The following is a 23,105-nucleotide window of genomic DNA, read 5'->3' on the forward strand; positions in this document are numbered from 1 at the left end:
TGGGTGAGGACGTTGTGTCAGGTGCCGTTTGGCTGCCGTAGGCGCAGGTGTTCGGCTCAGCGGTGCCAGGGTCCGTAGCGGGTGGGCCGTTTCGCGACGGCAATACGGCCTCAAGCAGGAGTAGGGCGCGCGTGACGGGTATGCCCTTACGTGACCCGTAGTCGGCCCCTTGAGACGGGAGCCAGGGGCACAGCTCTACCCAAGACGGCGGGTGGTCAGCGGTGCCGTGCCGGCCGCGAAGCTGCCCGCCTTTTTCGTGGCGTTCGACGTCGCGCAGATCGGCGGCCAGAACGTGCTCGGCCCTGCGTCGAGCGCCGCGCTCGTCTGGATGCTCTGTTCGCCGAGCACGCTGCGGCTCTCACTGCTCTGGGGCGAGGTGCGCCAGAAGGTGTGCCACGGTGCAGCCGGTGCCATCCGTTCGGGCCGCCCGCGGCCCGTCACGATGAGGGGATGGGCCTCGTCGCGGGTCGGCTCGAAGCAAGCCCCAGGTGCGCTCACGGACGCGACCTATCGCCCGCCCGCGACCCCCGAGGGGAGTGCCCATGTCGATACTGCGTGCACGGCCCCCACCTTCTCGTTCTCCCGTACGGTCGCCGGAAACCTGGCAGTGGTCGCACCGTGGTGCGCCAAAGGGTTGTGAGACGGGGTCCTTTGCAGGATGCCGCCACGGAGTGGAAACGACGCAGCGGCGGCCAAGGCTGCGACGTATCAGGGCTTACCCCGACGGCGAGTCAGGGAGCGGAGGGGGGCGCGGTGAGGGGCGTTCCGGATGGCCGACAGATCACCGCGCGGCAGGCTCCAGGGCATGACTTTCAAGTTCCCTTTCTCGACCGCCCTCCGGTGACCGCAGGGCCACGTGCTCGCAAGCGGATGCCGATGGTGGTGCTGTCCTGCGCGGCGTTGGCCGCAGTGATCACCGGTACGGCCGTGCCGGCTGTGGCCGCTCCCGCCACTCCCGCCGCACCGAGCGCCGTCGTCGAGCATGCCGACGGCTCGCTGCCCGAGATCGACCCTGACGCCCTCCAGCGGGGGGTGTCCAGCGCACCCGACCGGGTCACGGCTGCACTTGCGCGGGTCAGCGGACCGGCAGGGCAGTGGAGCGGAACGTACGGGGTCGCTGACACGGTGACCGGGCAACCGGTTCCCCTCGACGGCCGGTTCCGCCTCGGCAGCGTTACCAAGACGTTCATCGCCACGGTAGTGCTGCAGCTGGCCGCCGAGGACCACATCGACCTCGACGGGCCCGTTCAGCAGTACCTCCCGGGCGTGCTGCCCGACAGCTACCCGCCGATCCCCGTACGCTCACTGCTCAACTTCACCAGCAGCCTGCCCGAACTGACCGCGGACGACCTGCCGACCACCCCCGAAGCCATCGTCGAGCACCGGTTCGATGAGCACCCGTTCGCCGAACTGGTCGCCATGGCGGTCCGGCACGACCGGCCCTTCAAGGAGCCCGGCCAGATACAGGTTTACGGAGCCACTGGATACTACGTCGCCGGGATGCTGATCGAGAAGGTCACCGGCCACAGTTACCAGCAGGAGATCACCAGCCGAATCCTGTGCCCGCTAAACCTGAGGCACACCACTGCCCCTCGGACCGACACCACGATCCCCGGCCCCCACAGCCACGGATACATCGCGATACCCCAGACGAGCGGAGGAGGAACGCAGCTTGTTGACGTCACCGACCAGAACCCGGGCGCAGGTGGGATGATCTCCACCGCGGCCGACCTGGACCGCTTCTTGACCGCACTGTTCCGGGGGCGCCTCCTGCCGCCCGCCCAGATGGCCGAGCTGTTCAAGGTCCCCGATGTCGGCTACCTCAACGGCCGTCCACAGGACCCCGGCCACGGCCACGCCTACTACAGCGCGCGGCTGATGAGTGTCTCCCTTCCCAACGGCGTGACCGTCTGGGGCAAGACCGGCAGCACCTTCGGCTACACCGACGGCATGTTCACCACCCGGGACCTGCGCCGCCGGCTTGTCTACTCCTTCAACCCCATCACCGGCGGCGGCAACGACTTCGTACTGGTCGCCCGGCTCATCTCCGCGGCGTTCAACCCTGGAGCCCCGCCCAGCACGAACCCCGTTCAGCGCGATCATCGGTGACGCAAGGCCGGTAAAAGACGCAAGGCCGGTACGAGGGGGCAGCCACGTGCAGGCCGCCGCACTTCAACTCCGCACGCCCGCCGGGCCATCCGCACGACCATCCCTATGTTTTTCTCCTGACGCCGAGGTACGGAACTGGTTCGGCCCACGCGATGTCGTCCACCGCCAGCCCCGGGTCACCGGCCAGCGTCGACGGAGTCACTCCGGTGAAGGCCACAACGTCCCGGTGCAGATGGGACTGGTCGACGTAACCGCATTCCGCCGCGACCCGGACGGCGTTGTCGCCCGCGGCCAAGCGGTGGGCGGCATGTCTGAAACGGACCAGCGTCGCAGCGCGCTTGGGGGGAAGGCCGATCTGCGACCGGAAACGGGACCACAGGAGCCTGCGGCTCCACCCGACCTCGTCCGCCAGATCCTCGATCCTGACCTGGCCTCGGCTGACGAGGATCCGGTCCCAGACCCGGGCCACCTCCGGGTTCACCAGCGGCCCCGTCTCCCGGCGGCGGGCGAGCAAGGAGTCCGTCAACGCGAAACGGTCCTCCCACGACGCGGCGTCGGCCAGTTGCTCCCGGATCCGTGACAGATCCCGGCCCCACAGGTCGTCGAGGGCGACCACGGTGCGGTCCAGCTCCGCCGGGCAGACGCCCAGCACGGCGTAAGCGACCACCGGGGACAGGCGCACCTCCACGCACGTGACGTTGTCACCCCGCATACGAACCGAACCGGGTGCGAGCCCGGCGACGAGACTTCCGCGCTGCTGCCGGCCGGTGGCGTCGCCCACGGCGAACAGGCCGTCGCCGAACTCCACCACCAGCGTGACGGCCGGGTGCGGGACCAGCGGCACGTCGACCGGGCCCGCGCTGGAGTCACGGAATCCGGCCAGGCTGACGCCTGCCGTCCGGCTGGGCCATGACGGTCTCGCGACGTCCCACCTGGTCACCGTCTCACGCTCGCGCACGGAGGATCGCATCTCCCCATGTTATGAGGAGGTCGGTCGGAACATTTGTCCAAGACACCGGCGCGCACTGGCGGCGACAGTGGGTTCATGAACCGCATCATCATCGATAACGCCTTTCAGGCGCTTGCCAGTTACGACCCGGACCGGATCTCTGCGGTCCTCACCGAGGACGCCGAATGGCTGTCGCCCCCGGGGAACGCTGTCGCCGTCGCGCTCGGGGCGACCCACCACATGGTGGGCAGGAAGGCGATCGTGCACTTCTTCGCCCAGGACTTCCCCCGCTTGTTCGCGCGTGACGTCACCGTCACGCTCCACAGCTTCCATGCCGACGGCGAAGGGGCGGTAGTGGAGTCCACCCTGACGGCGACGCTCGCCGACGGCAAGCACTACAGCAACGACTACTGCTTCGTCTTCGAACTCCGGGACGGCCTGATCCACCGGGTCCGGGAGTACGTGGACACAGCCCGCGGTCTTCGCATGATCGTGGGCGAAGTATCACAGCAGTCATCCCCGATCCGGCCGTGAACCGGTCAGCCCGACGGACAAGAGACCTGGGCTGCTGAACCTGCGTCGGCGACCCCGGCGCACGTCCAGTACGCCGCTCACCATGGACGACCACAACGCTGAGTGACCACTGGCGCCCAGCTCTCGTCGTCGTCGAGTTCCGACCAGGGGAGTGTCCTCCGGGGCGGGTGTGCGGCCACCCGCGTTGACCTACGGGTTCTGCGCCCTTTTGTGGTGAGGGGGAAGCTCCCTGGATGCCTCCGCTATAGTCGAGTTCGTGTAGTCGACTTCGACCATAGATGAGGTCCCGATGCCGCCACGCCCGTTGCGTAGCCCCATGACCGTGGCCGTGCTCGGCCTGCTGGCCGAGCGCGCGCGGCACGTCTACGACATGCGCCTGGAGATGCGCGAACGCGGCCATGACCACACCTTGAAGATCAAGAACGCGTCGTTCTACGACGTCCTGCCCCGTCTGGTCCGCGCGGGCCTGATCTCCGAAGGTGAGACGGTTCGCGACGGCGGCCGGCCCGAGCGGACCGTCTACCACATCACGGAGACAGGGGGCGCGAGGCTACGAGACTGGCTGCGCGAATTGCTCGCCGGCCCCGAAGACGACACCTCCGGCTTCACGGTCGCGCTGATGTTCATGTTCGCGTTGCCCCGCACCGAAGTGATCGCCCTGCTCGAACGCCGGGCCGAGCACATGGAGCAGCACGTCGACGAGATGGACCAGGCGCTGAACGCCGCCGCCCGGAACGGGGTCGGGCCGGTGTTCCTCGCCGACCACGCCTTCCCCCTGGCCCTGCGCCGCGCCGAGCTCGACTGGCTACGCGCCTTCACCACCCGGCTCCGCGACCCGGCCACGCACTGGCCCGACTCCCAGTCCCCGAAGTTCGAGCCCCCGAAGAAAGACGCCAAGTAAGTGAACACTCCCTCCATTCACGAAACCAACCGCCTCCTAGCCCGCACGATCAACATCGGCGCCGACTTCGGCGCCGAGCTGGAGCGAGGATGGACCGTCCCGGTCGGCCCCGACCACCTCGACCTGTGCCGTAAGGCCGGATTCTCCGCCATCCGGCTGGCGACGTGCTGGGCCGCGCACACGACCGAGTCCCGTGGACGGTTCGTCGTGGAGCCCGCGATCCTGGACCGCGTCGACTTACTCCTCGACCAGGCGGCCGAACGCGGGCTGAGCGTCGTACTGAACAACCTGCAAGACCCGGCCCTGTACGCCGACCCACCCCTCCACCTCGACCGGTTGCTCGCCACCACCCACCAGATAGCCGGACGCTTCTCCGGCCGCCCCGCCCAGGTGATGCTCGAGCCTCTGGCCGAACCCCGCGGCCCTCTCGACCCGCTCTGGAACGACTACCTGCGGCAGGTCCTCGCCGCCCTGCGCGAGGCCGACCCCGTCCGGGCCGTGATCATCGGCCCGGCCTCCTACAACAACATGCGGCGCCTGCCCGACCTCGACCTGCCGGAGGAGGACCGCAACCTGATCGTCACCGTCCACCAGTACTGGCCGACCACCTTCACCATGCAGGGCGAAACCTGGCTCGGCACCGACACCCCGTTCGGCGACCCCCTCTCCTGGCTGGGCACGACCTGGCAAGGCAGTGACGAGGAACGCTCCGTGCTGTCCGACGCCTTCGCCGGCCTGTCCGAGTGGGGACGCGTACACGACAGGCCGATCTTCGTCGGCGAGTTCGGCTCGTCCCACAACGCCGATCCGGGCTCACGCGCCCGCTGGGCCTCCTTCAACCGCCAGCTGGCCGAAGAGCTCGGCTTCTCCTGGGGTTACTGGTCTTTCGGACCGACCTTCGCCTTGTACGACGAGAGTGCGGGCAGGTGGAACCCCGCACTGCTCGAGGCCCTTGGGCTCGGCCGGCAAAGCTGATCAGCGGCGATCAGAGCAAACCAGCGCGCGTCCACACCCGCCCGATGCTCGGCGCCAGCGCGGCCGAGCATCGACGCTTGAGCATCTTGATCCGGTGGACGTGGCCTTCGACGACTCCGGAGTTCTGCAGCTGGGTGAGCATGGGCGAAGGGGCGGGCACGTTCGGTGAGTGCGTCCAGTTCGGGGCAGTGGGCCAGTACAGCCTTGAGTTGGAGCCGGTCGCTCTCGGTCAGGGCGTCGGGGTGGGTGAGGATCCAGCGGGTGACGGCGCGGGCGGATGGCGGCCGGGGGCCGATCGGCTGGGGCTTGCCACGTAGATTTCGGCTGACGTAGGCGCGAACGTTGCCGTAGCCGTCCGGGTAGCCGTGTTCCTTGATCTCCTCCCACAGTTTCCAGGCGTTGGTGCATCCCTCCTGCCACCGCTGGTCGAGGCAGGGCTTGTAGGCGTCGAGCTGAGTGGGACGGCTTTGCCCCTGACCGCTGAACAGTTGCTCCGGCGCGGTAGCGCGGGAGAAGCGGAGGACGGTGTGGAATCCCATGCCGAGCTGCCGGGCGATGGACCGCATGCTGTGGCCGGCAGTGAGCGCGTGGACGGTGGCGTACTTGGCGCGGGTGCGTTCGGCGAATCGGTGGCCGGTCGGCCACGGCGACGACGCGGTCGTCTCCGACGCCTGCTGTGGTTCCGCTAGCGGCGCCAGGGCGGGGCGCAGGCAGGCGCGGCGCAAACGAACTGGCGCACTCCGCCGCTACGAGCGCAAGGCCGAGCACTTCCTGGCCTTCACCGCCATCGCCTGCATCCTCATCTGCTCTCGCCCCCTGAAGGCATGACCATCGGCCCGAGCAAGGCTGCGGCAATATGGTGCTGGTGAGCGAATCATCTGAGCAGATGCAGAATGCAGGCCGTCTCTGGCACGAGCACCTCGACGCGCCTTTCCCCGCCAGCCTGCGAGGTGCCGAGTTCGGGGATACAGACATGGTGCTGCTTGATGCGGAGACTGCCGGCTGCGTTCTTACATGGCTGAACAACGGCGGGGTTCTGGATGCGGAGCGCACCAGCATCCTGCAAGGCTGCATCGAGAACCTGGACCGAGTCATCCCTCAGATCGCCGAACCCGCAGGAACCCAGTACTACGAGCGCCTGCGTCAGCTCGCCGTACTCGTGGCAAGGGCTCTCTCCAGCACCACATGAGACGACCTCTTCATAGGCGTCACTGTCCTCGTCCATGAGGACCAGCCCGTCGAGATCGAGGCCGTCGCCGCCGTGCTCGACTCCTGAGGTCAATCGACACAACTTGTGCGGACGAGCTGATCCTCGTGGGTGAAGCTGGCAATGGAACCGTTCTGGTGCAAGGCGATGCCTTCGGCCAGGCGCGGGCGCCGTCGCCGTCTTCACGGACGATGATGTTGGTGACATGGTGGGCCAGCGGGCTGTCAGGCCCGTGACGGTGCCCAGCCGCGACGTATATGTCGAGGTGCGGCCGGGTTGGGTCCTGTGCCGGCAGCGGGGCGGGACCGAGAGCGGTGGCGTCGACTACGAGGTCGGGCGTGAAGACCTCGTCGAATCGCTCATGGCTGCCGGCGTCACTGAGGTGACCGTGAAGTGCGATCACCTCGTACATCGCAAGGCGGTCGTCGGCGGTCGAGCCCATCGCAAACTCCAGACACGGTGTTCGGCACGCGGGCGGTCGAGGCTAGGAGCGTGGGTCAGTATCCGCCATGGTGTCGGTCCAGGCGATCTCGAAGTACCTGACGCGTTCGTCGTGCCCGGCCGGCCGCATACCGGCTGCCATCATGACGTGCTGAGACGCGATGTTGTCGTGGTCGGCGTCGCCTTTCACGCAGGTGGCGCCGTGTGCCCGCGCGAACAGCAGGAGTCCCCGGAGGGCTTCGGAGGCATATCCCTTGCCTCGCGCTGACGGGATGAGGCCGTAGCCAATCGTGACGCTGCCGTTGGCGTCCGCAGGTCCGTGGAAGCCCAGGCCGCCGATCGCCTGACCGTCCTCGCGGCGACGGATCTCATAGTTGCCGAACGGCTGGGGATCACCGGTGCTCGCGCAAGTGCCCAGGAAGCGCCTGGCAGCGAACACGTCCCCATCGGTGGGATATCCGGGCGCCCATCGGACACTGCTGTCCGACCCGCCCGCCACCACTCGCTCAGCCTCGCTGACCGTCATCGGATGAAGCACGAGCCGCGCTGTCACAAGATCGCCCATGGCAGGGAGGAGTATCACGCGAAGCGAGCAGACCGCACTTGGATTAATCAACCGGGCAGCAGCCTCGCCTCCGGTTGGTGATCGTAGGCACGGAGGGATCGCGGCATGCGCGGTGAAGATGGGCTGTTCGAAGTCCAGCCGGTGGAAAAGCAGCGGCCGCAGAGCCTTCCGGTGGGGGTGGACCAGCGGTTCAGGGCGTTCGACCCGCACCAGGTCCTGCTGCTGTCCCCGTCACTGGACGACTGGCTGCCCCAGGATTCCCTCGCCGGTTCGTCGCCGACCTGGTCGACGACGTGCTGGACCTGGGGCCGGTCCTGGCGACTCCATCGGCAAGCGCGGCTACCCGCCCTATGACCCGCGGCTGATGCTGGGACCATCTCTGGACCGGCATGCGGTTCTTCACGACGTGGGGCAGCCGCGACGCCTTGGGTGTGACCCTGGTCCGCCCCGAGATGGTCGCCGAGATCAGCGCCGACACCGCCGTCGGCCGGCGGCATCTACCGACACTCCGTCCGCTTCAAACGCTGGTGGGGGCGTTCCAGTCGACCAGTTGGACGATGACGCCGTTGGGGTCTCGAACCTGGAAGGCGCGCTCGCCCCACTCTTCGTCGGTCAGCGGCATGGTGATCGCGACGCCTTCGGAGCGAAGGCGTGCCAGCTCGCCTTCGAGGTCCTCGACGACGAAGGCGAGGATCAGGCCTGCGGCGTGATCGTTGCGCTGGTCTGCCGGGAGGCTGGCCAGCCCCCGCCGCAAGAAGATGACGTTCATGCCGACGTCGTCGCGCGTCAGGGACGCGAAGCCGTCGGCCGCCATCTCCTCGCGGAACCCGAAGTGCTCGATGAGGAAGGCGCTGGACGCGGGGACATCGTCGACGTTGAGCGACACAGCACTAGAGGCGATCTTCATGAAAACTCCTCCGAGAGATCCCACATTCTCTGTACGGGGTACAGTGTACATCGTACAGAGTAGGGATGCGAGAGGATGACCACGTGCCAACGGAACGAACCAGCTCGGGCGACCCGGCCCGCACCCTCCAACTGCTATGGCGCGGCTCCTCCTCTGACCATCGCCGAGGACCGCGACGGGGGCTGAGCATCGACGCGGTAGTCGAGGCCGCCACCGCCGTCGCCGACGCTGATGGCCTGGACGCGGTGACCATGCGCCGGGTGGCCAAGGAACTCGGCGTGGTACCGATGACGCTGTACACCTACGTCCCCGGCAAGGCCGAACTCCTCGACCTCATGCTCGATGCCGCCTACGCCCGCATGCCCCGCACCGACACCACCGGGCAGCCCTTGCGCCAACGCGTCACTGCCATCGCCGACGAGAACAGAGCCCTCTTCGAACGTCACCCATGGGCCGCAGCCGTCTCCACCGCCAGGCCTCCGCTGGGGCCGGGGCAGATGTCAAAGTACGAGCACGAACTGTCCGGACTCGACGGCCTCGGCCTCAGCGACGTCGAGATGGATGATTGTCTGACCCACCTGCTCACCTTCGTGCAGGCATGCGCCCGTGCCGTCGCCGACGCCCGCGCCGCCCAGCACGACAGCGCCCTGAACGACCAGCAATGGTGGGAGCTGAACTCCCCGCTCCTCGCCCAGGTCCTCGACGAAAACGCCTACCCCACTGCCGTCCGCGTCGGCGCAGCCGCTGGCGCCGCACACAACAGTGCCTACGACCCCGCCCACGCCTACGCCTTCGGCCTGCAACGCGTCCTCGACGCCTTCGCCGCCCTTATCGACCGAAGCGGACACGCGAAGACATAGACCGGATGTGGCGAACGACTTGGTCGGGTCACCGAACCTCACTGGTGCCGGCCGGCCCAAACGGCGCCACACACCGGGTCCGGCCCGATGGCCCATGGCTGACCCTGACCGACGACCCGGCGGCGAGGACATGTTGTCCGGCTCGTCCACCAACACGAACGCCGAATACGTTGCCGACGAACGCCGAATACGTTGCCGAGCTGGCGGCAGGGGGGAGTTCTCAGCCTCGACGCCCACTCTCCGCGAACGCGGCGCTGACGGGCCATCATTGCCGGCCTGTGGCGGGCCGACGCCGTGGGGCTCCTCTCCGAGAACACCTGCCAGTGCCCGGGGCGGCCCGTCAAGGGCACCGGAGGGTCAGGCCGAGCCGTGCTCGGGCGCCGGATCCCCGACCGGTACGAGCAGAAACCGGGGCCGACCTTGGCCCTCGCCCGTCCGTCGCCGCACCGCCCCCACCACCTGGGGAACGTCTTGGCTGGCAGTGTGCGGCTTAGGGGAGCCAGGGCGTGTTCCAGTCGTCGGCGCTACGGTTCCTCAGGTTCTTGATGTCGTTTATCCAGTGCCGGTTCTTGCCGTCTTCCGGGTAGCTCCCATGGCGTGCGCGTAGGGGAACGTGGCGCCCGTCCCCGCGTCGGAGGCCGTGCCCGTTCCTTCCTCTGCTGCTCCTGATTCGATCCATGCCCAAAAGCCGGCTCCGGAGCCGGTGGCGAACAAATAGTCGGTTGCATATTGGCGATGGTGATGGATCAATGACCGGCGTGATCCCCCCCCGGTAACGCCCGTCGAGACGAGACGTGACGAGCGCGAACCGCCAGGCCTCGGCCGGCGCACGGTCCGGGCGGACTACGACCGCACCGTCCCAGAGGAGAGGCCACCCGATGAACCCGCCACCATCGTCGTCCGGAGCGGAGTACGCAGACGGGGCGTCCGTCCGCCTGGGCGCGCTCGTACCGCTGACGCGGCCCGGCTGGGTCGAGGCGGGCCGACACCTGCTCGCAGGACTCGAGCTGGCCGTTCGTGAGGTCAACGATGCTGGCGGGATCGACGGCAGACCACTGGAGTTGGTGGTCCGGGATACCGCGGCCGATCCGGAGCGGGCCGCGGCGGCCGTGGATGAACTGGCCGGCCTGGGCGTGGCCGCCGTGGTGGGCGAGTACCACAGCGTCGTCGCCCGCGCAGCCGCCGCCCGGGCCGACGCCCTCGGCGTGCCGTTCCTCTGCTCGTCCGCGGTGCTCGACGCACTCACCGAGGAGCCGACGCAATGGGTCGCGCGCCTCGCCCCGGCCCAGTCCCACGGCTGGGGGATCTACGCGGACTTTCTCATCGGTGCGGGCCGGTGTCAGGTCGCCGTGGCGACCCAGCCGAGCGTCTACTGGGCCTCCGGGACCCGAGTCCTGAGGGACCACCTCGTTGCGCGCGGCGGCACCGTCGTCGAACTCGACACGAACGCGCTCACCCCCGAGGCGCTGTGCGACGCGCTCGTCGACCACGGCGCGACGGCGCTCCTTTTGCTGGTGGGCCATCCGGAGCCGGCGGTGCCGATCGTCAGAGCGGTCCGGGGCGACCGGCGGCTCGCGGAGATCCTGATCGGCGCTCCGGCCGGACAACCGGAGTTCGCCGAATGGGCCGTGGCGCTGGGCGAGGACGGCGCCGCGATCCCGTTCCTGCGATACCTGCCCGAGCGCCTCGGTCCGCTCGGCGAGCGCGTCGGGAAGGAGCTTCGCGAGCGGCTGGGCGAAGCGCCCTCCTTCGTGGCTTTCGAGGGCTGGGACGCCGTCACCGTCCTCGCCGCGGTGCTGCGTTCCCACGGCACGGACCGGGCGGCCATCGCCGGGTCATGGCCGCGCGTTGCGGTCGAGGGCACCCGCGGTCCGATCCGGTTCTCCCGCACGCCGGGCATCAGCATGTGGCAATGGGCTTGGGCACCGGTCCAAGTCGTTGATCGGGACACGGCGGAGCCCGATCGCTTTCGGATCCTCCACGCTGGCTGAGAGAACTGTCAAACCTTCCCAGGCCGGGGAGGGACGCCCAGGACTCCGCGCCCCCACAACCGTTCCCGGTCGTCCATGCTTCCGGGGCTGTGCAGGGAGTGCGCGGCGACGCCAGCCTCGACCGCGCGGACCCGATGGACGGGGGTGGGGGACTGGGCTGTGAGCCGTGCCGACTGTGGGCCATGGCCCAAGGGGCGGCGCGGAGTACTCATGCACATGATCGTACGGACACGTCCGGCGCCGAAGATACGAGGGCGTGACGCCCGCCCAGTGCCCGCAACCCTGCGCGACTTCCCCGAGCACGCCCAGGCGGTTGTCCGCCGGGTCGCCGGGATGAGCCCGCAGGACATCGAGGCCGGACAGCGCGCCCGCACGGCGCATGGTCCGGCTGGCCGAGCTCATGGCCGCCGTACACCGTGCCGACGCCGAGCCGGTGCAGTCCGAGAACGACGTCCAGTACCGAACCCTGACAGCACTGCGCACCGAGACCGTCGACGAGCACCGGGCGATGGACCGCTCCTGCGTCGGCAACGACGCCTGGTCCGCCGCGTACGAAGCGATCGCACCGGGTCTGGGTGCGTACCAGCGCGATGCCATCGTTTACGCCACCACCCGGCTGAGCTGAACACCAGTGCAACCGCCATCCCGGGACAGGCCCGCAATGGCGGTTGCACTGTGTCACGGTGACCGGCACAGGGCGCCGCTCGTTCCCGTATTTGCTCCGGGGCCGCGGTTGTGCTCACCTGCGCCACGCAACGGCCTTGGCAGGAGTCGGTCCACAGCCTCACGCGGGATCGGCCGGACAAGTCCCGGCTAGTCGTCCACGGCCCCCGGGGCCAGGGCCGGGGCCGGAAACGCGAAGCGGGCCTCGGCGCCCGACCACCAGACGCCGACGGCGAAGACGGCAGTGGCCTCCAGCAGGGCAGCGCGATCGAGCCCGCCGCAGGGCAGGGGCGAGCAGTCCATGGAGGTGATGATCTCCGTCACCCGCTTGGCGGCCTCCGGCTGGTCGGTGCAGAACGGCACCGCCAGCGGTGCCCCTTCGAAGGCCGGCCGGTCCAGGGTCCAGATGCTCTCGTGGCATACCCCGAAGGCCTTCACCACATGGGCGCCGGGGGCGGCGTCTGCGATGAGCCGGGCTACGGAGGTGGCGCCGCCCGTGGTCAGAGCAGGGCCGTCCACGCCCGGCGCCATGGGAAGGGTGCAGTCGATCACCGTCCGGCCGGCGAGCAGGGGGGCCAGTTCCTCGGCCAACTGCGCCGCTGCGCCCGCCGGTACGGCGATGAGGACCACGTTCCCGTAGGCCGCGGCCGCGGCGAGGCTGCCGTGCTCACAGGCGCCGATGCGCCGGGCGGTGCGGGAGGCCGCCTCGGTGTCCCTACCACCCACCCGAACGTCATGGCCGGCGCGTACCCAGGCCGCGCCGAGGGCCGTGGCCATCGCCCCTGTACCGAGAATGCCGATGCGCATGTGCTTGCTCCTGTCGTCCGTGTCACGAGATGTGCGAGGTGTCACGGAAAGGACGCTAAGCGAGCCGATGCGCACCACATGGTGTGCATCGGGCGGGGCAGGATGATCGCATGAGCGACGCGGCGGTAGAGGCAGACGCACATGGCCTGGGCGAGGACTTGGGCGGCGGCGAGTACGCCGCGGACTGCCAAGCGAGGGTGGCCTTCGAAGTACTGTCGAACCGCTGGGACAGCGTGCTCGTGTACATCCTCGGCGAGAGCGGACCCATGAGGCCGCGCGCGCTGATCACCCGCATCGGCGGGATCAGCCCCAAGGTCCTCAATGAAGCCCTGCGCCGCCTCGAGTACAACGGCCTGGTCGTACGCCAGGCGTACGCAGAGGCACCACCACGCGTCGACTACTCCCTCACCGAGGCGGGCCTCGCGCTGCTGGGCCCGATCCGCGCGATGGGCGCGTGGGCGGGACGCTACACCGAAGCCGTCCTGGCGGCCCAGGCCAGCTTCGCACCCCGAGAAGATCGGCCGCACAGGAGCTAAGGTCTGTCCCGTAAACGACCTTGGGGGCTGCCGAGTTGACTTGTGGGTTGCTCCCTCACCCGGCGAAGGTGAGGTTGTGCAGTCGGGCGACGCCGAGCATGGCTTGGTGGACGCAGTCACCCTCAAACGGCAATCGCGAAGGATCTTCCAAGTCTTCATGCGGGCAAAGGTGTGCTCAACGCGGGCACAGACCTTGCGGTGGAAGGCATTGTGCACCTCCTTCCAGGCCGCACGTTCTGCCTGACCTGGTTCGCGGCGGTGTGGAATGGCCAAGCCGGTGCCTCGGTAGCCGCCATCCGCAATCACGGTGGTACTGCCGACGGCATCCTTGGCACCGGAAGGCTCCTATACCTTGCAGCCGTTACGGTTGCCCGGCACTGGGTGACGGACGGAGACGACGAGCCTGGTGTCGGCATCGACGACGACCTGGTGTCTGGCGGGGATGCAGGGCCATTGACGGTGCAAGATGGTTGATGATGCGGTCGGCCGCCGACTTCGAGAACCCGCAGAGCGAGGCGAACTGCCCCAGCGTCAGGATCTTTTGCCAGTACGCCGCGACCCGTAGGACCCGCTCCTCCAGCAGCAGGCTCCATGGCCGTCCCTTGCGAACCTGGTCTGCGCCCCCGCGTCGCAACGCGGAGATCTGCTTGCCGAACTGCCGTAGGCCCAGTCGGCTGAACGGGGCGATCCAGAAGGGCTCCGACGCTGTGATCCAGTCACTGCGTGATCAGTCCACTGCGTCGGGCCGTGCCTGCTCGAACGCGGTGCGGCAGCGTTCAACCTGGTCGGTCACCTGCTCCAAGAACCACCGCATGATCTCGTACGGGACGACGTACTCGTCGTGGCCGTGGATGTGGACGGTCGGTTCCAGATTCGGGTCCTCGTCAGGGACGAGCGCCACCAAGAAAGCAGCGCCGGGCAAGTGGGTCACCACTGCGTCGGGGCTCTCGGCCTCCCTGGCCGGCGCAGGCACAGCCTCGCTCAGCTCCACGGACCAGGCATCATCAGGCAAGGCGTAGTGGAACAGGACGGCGTAGTGACGGCCCGCATGTTCTCGCAGCTCCCACGGCATGTTCGGAGACTGCCACAGTCGCGGTGTCGGAGTCTCGTAGGTATCCCGCTCACACCTGAGCAGGAGAGCCATCCAGCGTGTACGGGACAGGCCTTGGGCAGACCTCCTTGGCGCGCCGCCCGATCGCCCGGACCTACCTCCTCACCCAATGCCCACCCCAGGTTGCGGAGAACGGCGGACATTGCTGCCGCGGACGCCCACCATGACTCAGCGTGGCTTTTCCTACCCGAGTTCACCGCGACGTAGGGCGTCCCTTATCTCGCTGAGCTTCGCGGTCGTTGCCGGGGTCTGCTCCTGTGCTTGTTCAGCGAGTCGCAGGGCCTCGTCGATCTCGCTGAGCTTCCTGGAGGACAGGACGGCCGCCCGCTCCATCAGGTCGTCCCGGGACACGGTGGTCAGCCACGTGCACGGGGTGAAACCTGGACGCGGGAACGCGAGCCGCAGCACGCCTTCGAGCGGCAGCCCTTCACCGGCGCCGACCGTCACTTCGACGCCCAGCCCGCCGATGTCGAGGCCCGCCGGAGCGACGACCTGCATCACCTGGAACCCGGACGCGTCGTCTCCTGACAGCAGTACGACCAACCTCCGCTCGTCGAACTGGACCCACCAGACTTCGCCACGTTGCACAAGCCCTCCGATACACAGGACGGCAGGCAGACGCTGCGCGACCTCACGCGGTGTGGAGACGGGTGCGGCCACCGTTGATCACCGGTTTGTGAAGACAAACGATCACGCGTTGGCCGCGGGTCACAGCGTAGACCCGGCCTGCCGGCAGGAGACGTTGTCGACACGGTGGTGGTCGAACGCCACGCGCAGCGGCCCGGCTACTGCCGGGGATTCCACAACGCCCGTGCCCTGGACCTGCTGGCGCGACGCAGCCTAGCCGAGAGGTTCATCGCCGAGGGCCGGCAAGTGCCACACGCCGCGTTCTCCGGTCTGCCCGTGACGCTTACCCTCGCGGGCACACGCACCGACCACCCGTATTCGCTGGGCATCCCCCAGACGCGGGTCGAGGAAATCCTCGAAACGCATGCCCTCGATCTGGGGGCCGACATCCGGCGCGGACACGAACTGCGCACCCTGGAGCAGGACTCCGAGTCCGTCACCGCCACCGTCACCACCGGCGACGGTGAGTACCGCGTCCGGGCCGCGTACCTGGTGGGTTGCGACGGCGGCCGCAGCACCGTCCGCAAACAGGCCGGCATCGACTTCCCCGGTACCGAGGCGACCGGCTTCTTCCTGCTCGGCGATGTCGAGCTTGCAGACCCCGAGGCATTGCCGTTCGGCGCGATTACGGGCCCTGGCGGGACCGTGTTCGTCATCCCCCGCCCCGGCTACGTCCGGGTCATCACCTCCGACCGGCAACCCCCCGCGGACAAGGACACCCCGGTCACCCTGGACCTGTTCCAAACCGCCGTGAACGACGCGCTCGGCCGCCACGTCGAGCTGCGCGCCGCGCGCTGGCTGACCCGGTACGGCAACGCCGATATACCGGAACTGATCCGGCTGCGCGCCGTCGCGCTGGAGAGTCTGGGTACAGACCCCGGACCGGTCGACACACCATGGCGCCTGATCGCCCGCGACTGGTTCGACGAGCGCATCAACCGCCGCGACGACTGCGTCTGCCTCGTCGTCGGCGGTGCCCCCGGCGAACCCCTCCTCGCCTGCGGCATGGCCTGGGTCACCTACCATCTGCCCGGTTCCCGCTGGCCCGACGGGCGCCGCGGCTACCTGGACGGCATCGTCACCGACACCCCGGCCCGCGGCCGCGGCCACGCACGCCGCATCGTGGACGAACTCGTCGACTGGCTCCACGAGGCCGGCATCCACTACATCCAACTGCACACCAGCGAGGCCGGAAAACCGGTCTACGCAGCTGCGGGCTTCGTCACCGGCCGCTACCCAGGCATGGACCTGTTCACGACATCCCCCTCCAGATGACCTCTGATGCAACCTGTCAGGGGAAGTTCAGGGATGGGTCCTCAGCACACGTCGAGCCGGATCACAGGATGGCGGTGGCGGCCATCCGGTACCAGCCCACGGCCGCGCTGCCATCGCTGCCAGGGAACGTCTTGGCGTACGGGGTGGACCCCACCGTCCCCAGGGGGCGTGGCTGCGGGTGACCGCGGCGGCGGTCGGCCATCCCGCCCGCGCGGGCCTGCTCGTCTACCTGGGTGGGGATGCCGATACTTACCGGCCGGGCAGTCGTTGGCTGGTCATGAAGATGACTCGGTTTCTCAGCTCTGCCGTCGTTGCCGCGGCAACGACGATCGTCCTGTCGGCACCTGCTTTCGCTGCTCCGTCCGCCGCCCCCTTGCCCACTCCTCTGCCCACGTTGAACTTCATCGGCAGCGTCGTGGTCAAGGTCGTCCAGGGTGGCGCCGACCTCATCGGTCTCCCGGTCGTCGGGTAGACGTCTGCCGGTTGCCCTCCGTCTGCCGGCCGTGGTTCTGGGAACGGGGCATGGTGAGGCCGGTCACGCCGTGCGCGGCGAGCCCGCGGTGGGTCCGTCGTGCGCCGCGTGGCTCGTCTGCGGCCTGCTCCCTGTCCGGGACGGCGGCATCGGGCGGTCCCCGGTGCCGCCGCACCTTCGCAGGTGGGTGTCAGCGGCGGTGCATCAGATGGAGCCAGCAAGGCCCTCGGCATCCGCAGGACATACCTCCGCCCTGAGTCACCAACTCGACGCCGTGCGCCCCGGCGCCAGCACGCGTCAGCAACACCCTCAGTTGCGACAAGCGTGTGGATCAATGGACCGCGCCAGCAGCCGAGGTCACCGCCTGGTCCGGCCCTCATGGCAGGCGTTGTTCAAGAGGTCGTCGCCCTGCCCAAGCGCGCCCGCAAGGCCGTCACCGTCGCCCTGGTCTCCAACGCGACCACGCGGCTGGATTCGGATCTCGCTCGGCAGGGGCTGGACGTCCTCGCCGACGCCGTGGTGAACACCGCCCACCTCGGTGTCGCGAAGCCGGACCCGCGTATCCACCTCACCACCGCCGAACGAGTCGGGGCGCCAGTCCACCGCTGCCTGTTCACCGAGGACACCGCCGCCAACGTCACCGCCGCCCGCGAAGTGGGGATGACCGCCCTTCACGAATCATCAGCACCCCGTTGCCGCGTTCGCCCGCCGCCGAAGCGCGGGCCTTCGACGCCGGTCCGGCTGCCGCCATCGACGAGCTGGGGCGCGGCCTGCTCGGGTAGTTGGTCGACTGGCCGCAGTCGATCGGCGAGCTGGGCCGCGCGCTCACCACGGCGACTTGCGGCCGGCCGCTACCCGGCTGGTCCACCGGCGCCGGCCGCGCCGAGGACATCGGCGGCGCCAGGCCCGCACCACTCTGTTCGAGGCCGTCGCACGCCACCACCACGCTCACCTGCTCGCCCCGCCATCGTCGAGCTCGGCGGTTGGCTGGAGCTCCCAGCTACCCGTAACGGGCGCTGCACGGGCGCGGTCGTCCCAGAAGGCTGCGCGGTCAGCGCCGGCCGCCGCCGATGCGGCGGTCGTCGGCCAGTGCGGTCAGCGGGCCGAACTCGCAGGCAAGCTGGTTCCACGTCAGGACCTCGCCGCAGCGGGCCGGGAACTCCTTCGGGTTGAACTCGGGCATGGTCCAGGTGCCAGTGCCCCGGTCCCGCAGCCACAGGTCCCCGTCACCGTCGACCACAGTCGGCGGGACCGGTACGGGCTCGGCCTGATCGGTGGGCTCCCAGGTGACCCGGCCCGGGTGGGAAACGCGGCGCAGCTCGGTGGTGGCCAGCCGCGCGGCCAAGTCACGGGTGGACTCTTCGGCGTCCTTGACCGACGTGAGTCGGAATGCGTCGTCAAGTACGGGCAGGGCTGGATTCTTGCTGCGCTTTGAACTCATACGCTGACTACCTCCGGTGGGGGGCGTCACATCCGTTTTGGCACCCCGTAGAGGAACACGGTATCCGAGGCGGGAGCCGGGCCGACTACGACCGCTGTCCGGGTGGAGGCGCTGGCACACCGGGCGGTGGGGCTAGGGCGTGTCCGCAATGTCAGTTTGGGGAGTTATAGTCGCAGGCAGGCGAGGGTGACCAGGGCTTTGTAGCGGCGGCTCGTTTGTCGTAGCGGGGGGCGAGGGCTTTGTTCTGCTTGAGCTTGTTCAAGCAGCGTTCGACGACGTTGTGGCGCCGATAGGCCTCGCGGTCGAGGCGGTACAGGCTCTCCCGCAGACGATCGTCCGGTCGACTTCGCCGACCGCATCGCAATGCTGCTGGACGTGGGCGAGGGCCGGTTCCAGGTGCCGTCCGCTGACCAGCGGCGGAACCGTTCGCAGACGGTCTTCCACGGTCCGTGGAGTTCCGGCAGTCTGAGCCGCACCCGTGGACAGCTTCCGCAGGATGCCGTTGAGGGCCTGCCGCCGGTCCCGCACCGGAAGGCCCGTCCGGGGCGGAGCCAGTACCGGTACCCGCTGCACGCTGAGCTCTATGGCCCGGCGGACGTCATGGTCCGGGGGGAGGCACCCGAAGCGGACGCACTGGGCTGGATCACGAGCAGAGACGAACCCGGCACGTGGCCTGTGGCTCTCTATCCGCACGAGGCGAGTGGACGGTCTACGACTGCACCCTGACGGAATCCCTGCTGCAGCTCCGCACTGAAGAATTCGACGGTACCCGACAGGGCCGACGCGTCTGTTCGGAAAGGGTAGCGGTTTGCCAGGGAGCGGTAACCGGCCGAGCCCCGTGACTGGCAGCCCTGCTCCACCCCACCCGAAATGGATATTGGCTCACGAACCGCCCCTCTGGCGACTCGATGCCTTTGCGCAGGATGCGGACGCCAATCCGCTTGCCGTGGCGGCATTCCCCGGTTCAGGAGTAGGCGGCCAGCGGACGGTACCGGACGGACCAGGGGTTAATGCACTGGAGGGTAGTAGGGCTCAGGCTGCCGGCGGCTTTCGCAGGAATTGTTGTTCCACTCGCGTTGATACGTCCTGTCGTACCCGGTTTTGTATCCGCGGTCCCAGGCAAGTTGCGCATTGTCGGGGTTGGGCCACCACAACCCGTATGACTTCTCGCGGCACTGTTGGCCGTCCTGTGCTCCACGCGCTTCCCCTGCCCTGAGCCCCCGGCAGTAGGACAGCTTATTCTGATCCGTGGACGGATGTCCTGTAGCAGAATCCCACACTGTGCCGTCCAGTCTGCACAGTGTCGTTTTCGACACCATGGATACCTGGGTCGACGGGGTGTCCGATGCGACAGCGCCCGGCGCGAGGGCGAGTGCAGTCGGGAGCGCAAGTCCTATCAGGGCAATTAACGACGAGTGACGCATGTTTCCTCCTCCGGGGCATCCTTCTGCGAGTCTCTTCCTCCAGTTCACTCGCTCTGGCAAGGCCACGCCACTTGGCTCACGGCGCAGCTTGTGACGACCTGGTAGTGGCAGGACTCAGGGCCCTGAGAACCATGCGCGCATCATCAACGAACTCGCGGGCCTTCTTCTGCGATATCGGCCGCTTCGGCCCAGCACCTTCTCTCATTAGACGCTCTCTTCGGTTCCCCGCCGGATCCGGCGGGCTGGGCGTCGCGAACGTAGGCGGTCGGCAGCCCTCACGCGGGGCCGCGGCAAGGGCTCACTGATCGTTTCAGAATGAGTGGAGCTGTGGGTCCTGTGCCCGGCGATCTTGGTCGGCAGGGTGTCCAGGTGCGTGCTGATCTTGTTCCTGACGAGCTGTGGGGGCGGGTGGCCCCGGCTGCTGCCGCCCGCCCCAGAACGACGCCATCGCCACCCGGGGCGGCTGCGCGTTCCCGACCGAGTGGCGCTCACCGGCGTCACGTATGCGCTGCGGACCGGTGTCGCGTGGCGCGACGTGTCCACAGGGGCCGTTGGCGGTTCCGATGTGACGGCCTGGGGTCGGCTGCGGGACTGGACCGAGGCCGGCGTCTGGCCTCGCCTGAACGCCGCTCTGTTGACCGAGCTCCGCCGCGCCGGCCTGCTGGACTTGGACGACCGCTCCGTAGACGGGTCGCCGCTGTCCGCGTTGCGCGCAGATCTGGCGAATCCTCAGGCGGCGGCCCAGCTGACAGGCTGATTCGCCTGGTTTACACCAGCTTGGGTTGACGTGAGTCTCATCAGAGCTGGCGTTTCTCATCACTGTCTGCCGTGACCGATGAGTTTTGTGCGGATCCGTGGTCGATACGGCTGGATACACCGACGGCGGTGGGCCTGTGCTGGGGACGATCCAGCACGGGTGGAAGCAGATGGAGGCTGAGATGAGCGTTGACGACTCCGACCAGGGCCGCGCGATCCGGACGGGCGGGCGGGGGGCGCGGGTGAGTGGTCCCAGGGTGTTGGTGGCGGGGGCGAGCATCGCGGGACCCGCGCTGGCCCACTGGCTGTGCCGGCGGGGGGCTGCGGTGACCGTGGTGGAGCGGGCTCCCGAGCTGCGTCCCGGCGGGCAGGCGGTCGACGCGCGCGGGGTCGCCAAGGAGGTCATCGGGCGCATGGGGTTGGACGCGGCGGTGCGCGCAGCGTGCACCGACACCGCCGGCGCGCACATCGTGGACGCGGCCGGGCAGGTGCTGGAGACCTTCCGTGCCGACGACGACGGTGGCGACGGGTTCATCGCGGACATCGAGATCCTGCGCGGGGACCTGTCCCAGGTGCTCTACGACGCCACCCGCGACGGCGTCGAGTACGTCTTCGGCGACCGGATCGCCGAGCTCGCCCAGGACGCGGACGGGGTCGATGTCGTCTTCGCGGGCGGCAAACGGCGGCGCTTTGACTTGGTGGTCGGGGCAGACGGTCTGCACTCGGAGCTGCGGGCGATGGTCTTCGGGCCGCATGAGCGGTTCCTCCGACACCTCGGGCACATGCTGGCCTTCTACAGTGTGCCCAACGAGTTCGGGCTGGACCGCTGGCTGCTGGAGTACCAGGATCAGGAGTCCGGGCGCTCCGCCCTCCTGCGGCCCATCCGGGACGCCACCCGGGCGATGGCCATGTTCTACTGCGCCTCGGCCGATTTCGACGTCGACCACCGTGACGTCGCGGCCCAGAAGCGCCTGCTGCGGGAGCGGATGGCGGGCCTGGGATGGCTCGCCCCGGACATCCTCGCGCACCTGGACGACACCCCGGACTTCTACCTCGACCAGGTCGCCCAGGTGGTGATGGACCGCTGGTCGAGTGGACGGGTGGGGCTGCTCGGGGACGCGGCGTTCAGCTCGTCGCCGATGTCCGGGCAGGGCACCGGGCTGGCCCTGGTCGGCGCCTACCTGCTGGCCGGAGAGCTGGCCGCCGCCGAATGGGACCCCGACGCCGGGTTCGCCCGCTACGAGGCACGGATGCGCTCCTTCGTCGAGGCCAACCAGGAGATCGGCCGGTTGAACGCCCGCAGCCGCGACCTCCCCGGGCCAGACGCCGAGCCGTGCCCCGATTTCACCGGCGAATGGTTTACGGAGCTGGTCGGGCGCGCGATCAACGGCGTCGAGCTGCCCGACTACGCGGGGGTGCCGGACTCCGCGGCCCCGGACGGATCTCCGATCACCTCGCCGGCCAAGCTGTAGGTGTCCCTGACGGGTCGAGAGGTACCACCGTTCGGTAGGGCACCGCCGGACGACCTCCGCTCATGCCGCACGGTGGGGGTTGGAGCACCCGCACGGCGGCCACGCCACGTTCCGATGAGCGGTGTCGGCTCGGAAAACTGACAGATCGATGAGATTCCACGGCGCGGGATCTCTGTGGTTCTGTCACTTGCCTGGTCGGCGCTCACCGGAGCTGACAAGACCATGGGGACATCGACCCCGTGACGTCCAAGCCCATTGATCCCCAGCCGGATCGCTCGCCCGTCCTGTCTCAAGGCAGCTGTCGGTGCGCAGCTCGCCGACACGGCTCCCTGACACGATGGATGAGAACGGACAGCTGCGTCGCACACCGCCGGCAGCCCGGAAGCCGACCCGTCGGGGCATCATCGTTCGCTCGGTCCGTTCGCTTGCCGAAAGCTGCCCGGTCTGCGGGACCGATCAAACTTCAATGGGGCGGGACACTCTCCGTGTGAAGCCAGCGAGATCGGCGACCTGCCTCGCCGGACCACTTCCCGGCTGCTCTGTCCGGTCAGCAGTTGCTCGTGACCCGCTTATGCGCCGGGTCGGTGTGGGTGGGGCCGTCGCTGACGCTCGACAGGATGTCGAGTTCGGCGCCGGTGTGCGGGCCGATCAGCCGGAACGTCAGCCAGACATCACCGGTGGAGTCAGCGGTGCCGGACGCTCCCGAGGTGTAGCCCTTGTGGCCGGGGATCCAGTAGTCGGTCCAGACCCGCTGGCCCGCGAAGCGGGTGGTGTAGACGGCGGTGATCTTGGAGTTGGCCGGGGTCGTGCCCGAAGGCTTCCAGGACCAGCGTGACCCGGTCCACGGGTACGGTGGTGGTCGTTGTGCCGCTCCGGACGGTGTCCGTACCGCAGTACTGGTCCTGGAGGCCATGCACCACCCCGACGACCCCGCCTCCGGCCGCGTCCTGGTCAAAACCGGGTTCACCCGCATGGGCAGGGTCGACCGAGACACCGAGACCGGAACCGTCCCCTACGAGTTGTACGTGCTGGAGACCGGCGGCATCTGAACCTGCGCACGCCCAGTGCGTACGCTGCACGCG

General features: G+C 68.7%; 24 protein-coding genes and 5 pseudogenes. 17 read left to right on the plus strand and 12 right to left on the minus strand.

The features are described from left to right. Window positions 1-211 precede the first annotated feature (211 nt). Together ACIA6C_RS14450 and ACIA6C_RS14455 are read left to right on the plus strand one after the other, a co-directional pair. Entirely contained in the window at window positions 212-640 is a 429-nt protein-coding gene (locus ACIA6C_RS14450) for a hypothetical protein (protein WP_399275647.1), read from the plus strand. A 200-nt stretch (window positions 641-840) separates the two neighbouring features. Beyond that, the gene (locus ACIA6C_RS14455; protein ID WP_399275649.1) at window positions 841-2,109 is read left to right on the plus strand and encodes a serine hydrolase domain-containing protein; all 1,269 of its coding nucleotides are present in this window, start codon (window positions 841-843) and stop codon (window positions 2,107-2,109) included. Window positions 2,110-2,212: 103 nt separating this feature from the next. Here ACIA6C_RS14455 and ACIA6C_RS14460 read toward each other — a convergent pair whose 3' ends face one another. Next, window positions 2,213-3,079, minus strand: a complete 867-nt coding sequence (locus ACIA6C_RS14460) for a helix-turn-helix domain-containing protein (protein WP_399275651.1) — start codon at window positions 3,077-3,079, stop codon at window positions 2,213-2,215. A gap of 75 nt (window positions 3,080-3,154) precedes the next feature. Here ACIA6C_RS14460 and ACIA6C_RS14465 point away from each other — a divergent pair, with 75 nt between their 5' ends. The 3 genes from ACIA6C_RS14465 (at window position 3,155) to ACIA6C_RS14475 (ending at window position 5,468) form a co-directional block, all read left to right on the plus strand. Next, window positions 3,155-3,592 (plus strand): nuclear transport factor 2 family protein, encoded by a 438-nt coding sequence (locus ACIA6C_RS14465; protein WP_399275653.1) that lies wholly within the window; start codon window positions 3,155-3,157, stop codon window positions 3,590-3,592. A 316-nt stretch (window positions 3,593-3,908) separates the two neighbouring features. Next, window positions 3,909-4,493: a PadR family transcriptional regulator gene (locus ACIA6C_RS14470; protein WP_399275655.1), complete on the plus strand. Its 585-nt coding sequence runs from the start codon at window positions 3,909-3,911 to the stop codon at window positions 4,491-4,493. After that, a complete protein-coding gene (locus tag ACIA6C_RS14475; protein ID WP_399275657.1) occupies window positions 4,494-5,468 on the plus strand; it encodes a glycoside hydrolase family 5 protein in 975 nt (324 codons plus the stop codon). On the opposite strand, the gene ACIA6C_RS14480 is transcribed toward ACIA6C_RS14475, so the two are convergent. Next, a complete protein-coding gene (locus ACIA6C_RS14480) occupies window positions 5,369-6,193 on the minus strand; it encodes a hypothetical protein (protein WP_399276260.1) in 825 nt (274 codons plus the stop codon). The genes ACIA6C_RS14475 and ACIA6C_RS14480 overlap by 100 nt on opposite strands. 131 nt (window positions 6,194-6,324) lie before the next feature. On the opposite strand from ACIA6C_RS14480, the gene ACIA6C_RS14485 reads away from it, so the two are divergent. Further along, entirely contained in the window at window positions 6,325-6,657 is a 333-nt protein-coding gene (locus ACIA6C_RS14485; RefSeq protein ID WP_399275659.1) for a hypothetical protein, read from the plus strand. Between the two features lie 19 nt (window positions 6,658-6,676). Here ACIA6C_RS14485 and ACIA6C_RS14490 read toward each other — a convergent pair whose 3' ends face one another. After that, the gene (locus tag ACIA6C_RS14490) at window positions 6,677-7,117 is read right to left on the minus strand and encodes a nuclear transport factor 2 family protein (RefSeq protein ID WP_399275661.1); all 441 of its coding nucleotides are present in this window, start codon (window positions 7,115-7,117) and stop codon (window positions 6,677-6,679) included. 42 nt (window positions 7,118-7,159) lie between these two features. Next, on the minus strand, window positions 7,160-7,681 hold the full coding sequence (locus tag ACIA6C_RS14495; RefSeq protein WP_399275663.1) for a GNAT family N-acetyltransferase: 522 nt from the start codon (window positions 7,679-7,681) through the stop codon (window positions 7,160-7,162). Between the two features lie 123 nt (window positions 7,682-7,804). Between ACIA6C_RS14495 and ACIA6C_RS14500 the strand changes: the two are divergent. Then, window positions 7,805-8,051: pseudogene (locus ACIA6C_RS14500) on the plus strand (IS1182 family transposase); the annotation flags it as partial. 147 nt (window positions 8,052-8,198) lie between these two features. On the opposite strand, the gene ACIA6C_RS14505 reads toward ACIA6C_RS14500, so the two are convergent. Beyond that, entirely contained in the window at window positions 8,199-8,588 is a 390-nt protein-coding gene (locus ACIA6C_RS14505) for a VOC family protein (protein WP_399275665.1), read from the minus strand. A gap of 83 nt (window positions 8,589-8,671) precedes the next feature. On the opposite strand from ACIA6C_RS14505, the gene ACIA6C_RS14510 reads away from it, so the two are divergent. From ACIA6C_RS14510 to ACIA6C_RS14520, 3 genes are all read left to right on the plus strand, one after another. Continuing rightward, window positions 8,672-9,448, plus strand: a complete 777-nt coding sequence (locus tag ACIA6C_RS14510; protein ID WP_399275667.1) for a TetR/AcrR family transcriptional regulator — start codon at window positions 8,672-8,674, stop codon at window positions 9,446-9,448. An 878-nt stretch (window positions 9,449-10,326) separates the two neighbouring features. After that, window positions 10,327-11,439: an ABC transporter substrate-binding protein gene (locus ACIA6C_RS14515; protein WP_399275669.1), complete on the plus strand. Its 1,113-nt coding sequence runs from the start codon at window positions 10,327-10,329 to the stop codon at window positions 11,437-11,439. A 379-nt stretch (window positions 11,440-11,818) separates the two neighbouring features. Continuing rightward, window positions 11,819-12,064 (plus strand): hypothetical protein, encoded by a 246-nt coding sequence (locus ACIA6C_RS14520; protein WP_399275671.1) that lies wholly within the window; start codon window positions 11,819-11,821, stop codon window positions 12,062-12,064. 188 nt (window positions 12,065-12,252) lie between these two features. On the opposite strand, the gene ACIA6C_RS14525 is transcribed toward ACIA6C_RS14520, so the two are convergent. Further along, the gene (locus tag ACIA6C_RS14525; protein ID WP_399275673.1) at window positions 12,253-13,050 is read right to left on the minus strand and encodes an NADPH-dependent F420 reductase; all 798 of its coding nucleotides are present in this window, start codon (window positions 13,048-13,050) and stop codon (window positions 12,253-12,255) included. Between the two features lie 56 nt (window positions 13,051-13,106). Between ACIA6C_RS14525 and ACIA6C_RS14530 the strand changes: the two genes are divergently transcribed. Then, a complete protein-coding gene (locus tag ACIA6C_RS14530) occupies window positions 13,107-13,445 on the plus strand; it encodes a winged helix-turn-helix transcriptional regulator (protein ID WP_399275675.1) in 339 nt (112 codons plus the stop codon). Window positions 13,446-13,500: 55 nt separating this feature from the next. Here the strand turns inward: ACIA6C_RS14530 and ACIA6C_RS14535 are convergent. The 3 genes and pseudogenes from ACIA6C_RS14535 to ACIA6C_RS14545 all read right to left on the minus strand — a co-directional run bounded on the left by ACIA6C_RS14535 (window position 13,501) and on the right by ACIA6C_RS14545 (window position 15,144). Continuing rightward, window positions 13,501-14,157: pseudogene (locus ACIA6C_RS14535) on the minus strand (transposase). 15 nt (window positions 14,158-14,172) lie between these two features. After that, window positions 14,173-14,517: a hypothetical protein gene (locus ACIA6C_RS14540; RefSeq protein WP_399275677.1), complete on the minus strand. Its 345-nt coding sequence runs from the start codon at window positions 14,515-14,517 to the stop codon at window positions 14,173-14,175. Window positions 14,518-14,739: 222 nt separating this feature from the next. Beyond that, window positions 14,740-15,144 carry a type II toxin-antitoxin system PemK/MazF family toxin gene (locus ACIA6C_RS14545; RefSeq protein WP_399275679.1) on the minus strand — a complete coding sequence of 135 codons (405 nt, stop codon included), beginning with the start codon at window positions 15,142-15,144 and terminating at the stop codon, window positions 14,740-14,742. A gap of 165 nt (window positions 15,145-15,309) precedes the next feature. Here ACIA6C_RS14545 and ACIA6C_RS14550 point away from each other — a divergent pair, with 165 nt between their 5' ends. From ACIA6C_RS14550 to ACIA6C_RS14560, 3 genes and pseudogenes are all read left to right on the plus strand, one after another. Next, on the plus strand, window positions 15,310-16,458 hold the full coding sequence (locus ACIA6C_RS14550; protein WP_399275681.1) for a GNAT family N-acetyltransferase: 1,149 nt from the start codon (window positions 15,310-15,312) through the stop codon (window positions 16,456-16,458). Between the two features lie 178 nt (window positions 16,459-16,636). Further along, window positions 16,637-16,930 (plus strand): hypothetical protein, encoded by a 294-nt coding sequence (locus ACIA6C_RS14555; RefSeq protein ID WP_399275683.1) that lies wholly within the window; start codon window positions 16,637-16,639, stop codon window positions 16,928-16,930. 378 nt (window positions 16,931-17,308) lie between these two features. Further along, window positions 17,309-17,539: pseudogene (locus ACIA6C_RS14560) on the plus strand (HAD family hydrolase); the annotation flags it as partial. A 442-nt stretch (window positions 17,540-17,981) separates the two neighbouring features. Here ACIA6C_RS14560 and ACIA6C_RS14565 read toward each other — a convergent pair. After that, complete coding sequence (locus ACIA6C_RS14565; protein WP_272254392.1) at window positions 17,982-18,371, minus strand: hypothetical protein; 390 nt, start codon at window positions 18,369-18,371, stop codon at window positions 17,982-17,984. Between the two features lie 164 nt (window positions 18,372-18,535). Next, window positions 18,536-18,932 (minus strand): annotated as a pseudogene (locus tag ACIA6C_RS14570) (transposase); the annotation flags it as partial. A 1,178-nt stretch (window positions 18,933-20,110) separates the two neighbouring features. Here ACIA6C_RS14570 and ACIA6C_RS14575 point away from each other — a divergent pair. Together ACIA6C_RS14575 and ACIA6C_RS14580 are read left to right on the plus strand one after the other, a co-directional pair. Next, window positions 20,111-20,507, plus strand: a pseudogene (locus tag ACIA6C_RS14575) (transposase); the annotation flags it as partial. Window positions 20,508-20,733: 226 nt separating this feature from the next. Further along, complete coding sequence (locus ACIA6C_RS14580) at window positions 20,734-22,023, plus strand: FAD-dependent monooxygenase (protein ID WP_399275685.1); 1,290 nt, start codon at window positions 20,734-20,736, stop codon at window positions 22,021-22,023. Between the two features lie 547 nt (window positions 22,024-22,570). On the opposite strand, the gene ACIA6C_RS14585 is transcribed toward ACIA6C_RS14580, so the two are convergent. Beyond that, window positions 22,571-22,936: a hypothetical protein gene (locus ACIA6C_RS14585; protein ID WP_399275687.1), complete on the minus strand. Its 366-nt coding sequence runs from the start codon at window positions 22,934-22,936 to the stop codon at window positions 22,571-22,573. Between ACIA6C_RS14585 and ACIA6C_RS14590 the strand changes: the two genes are divergently transcribed. After that, entirely contained in the window at window positions 22,935-23,072 is a 138-nt protein-coding gene (locus tag ACIA6C_RS14590) for a hypothetical protein (RefSeq protein ID WP_399275689.1), read from the plus strand. The two genes, ACIA6C_RS14585 and ACIA6C_RS14590, sit on opposite strands and share 2 nt — an antisense overlap. Window positions 23,073-23,105: the final 33 nt, after the last annotated feature.

Source organism: Streptomyces sp. NPDC051578 (genome assembly GCF_044454045.1).
In the GTDB taxonomy this organism is placed as follows: Bacteria; Actinomycetota; Actinomycetes; order Streptomycetales; family Streptomycetaceae; genus Streptomyces.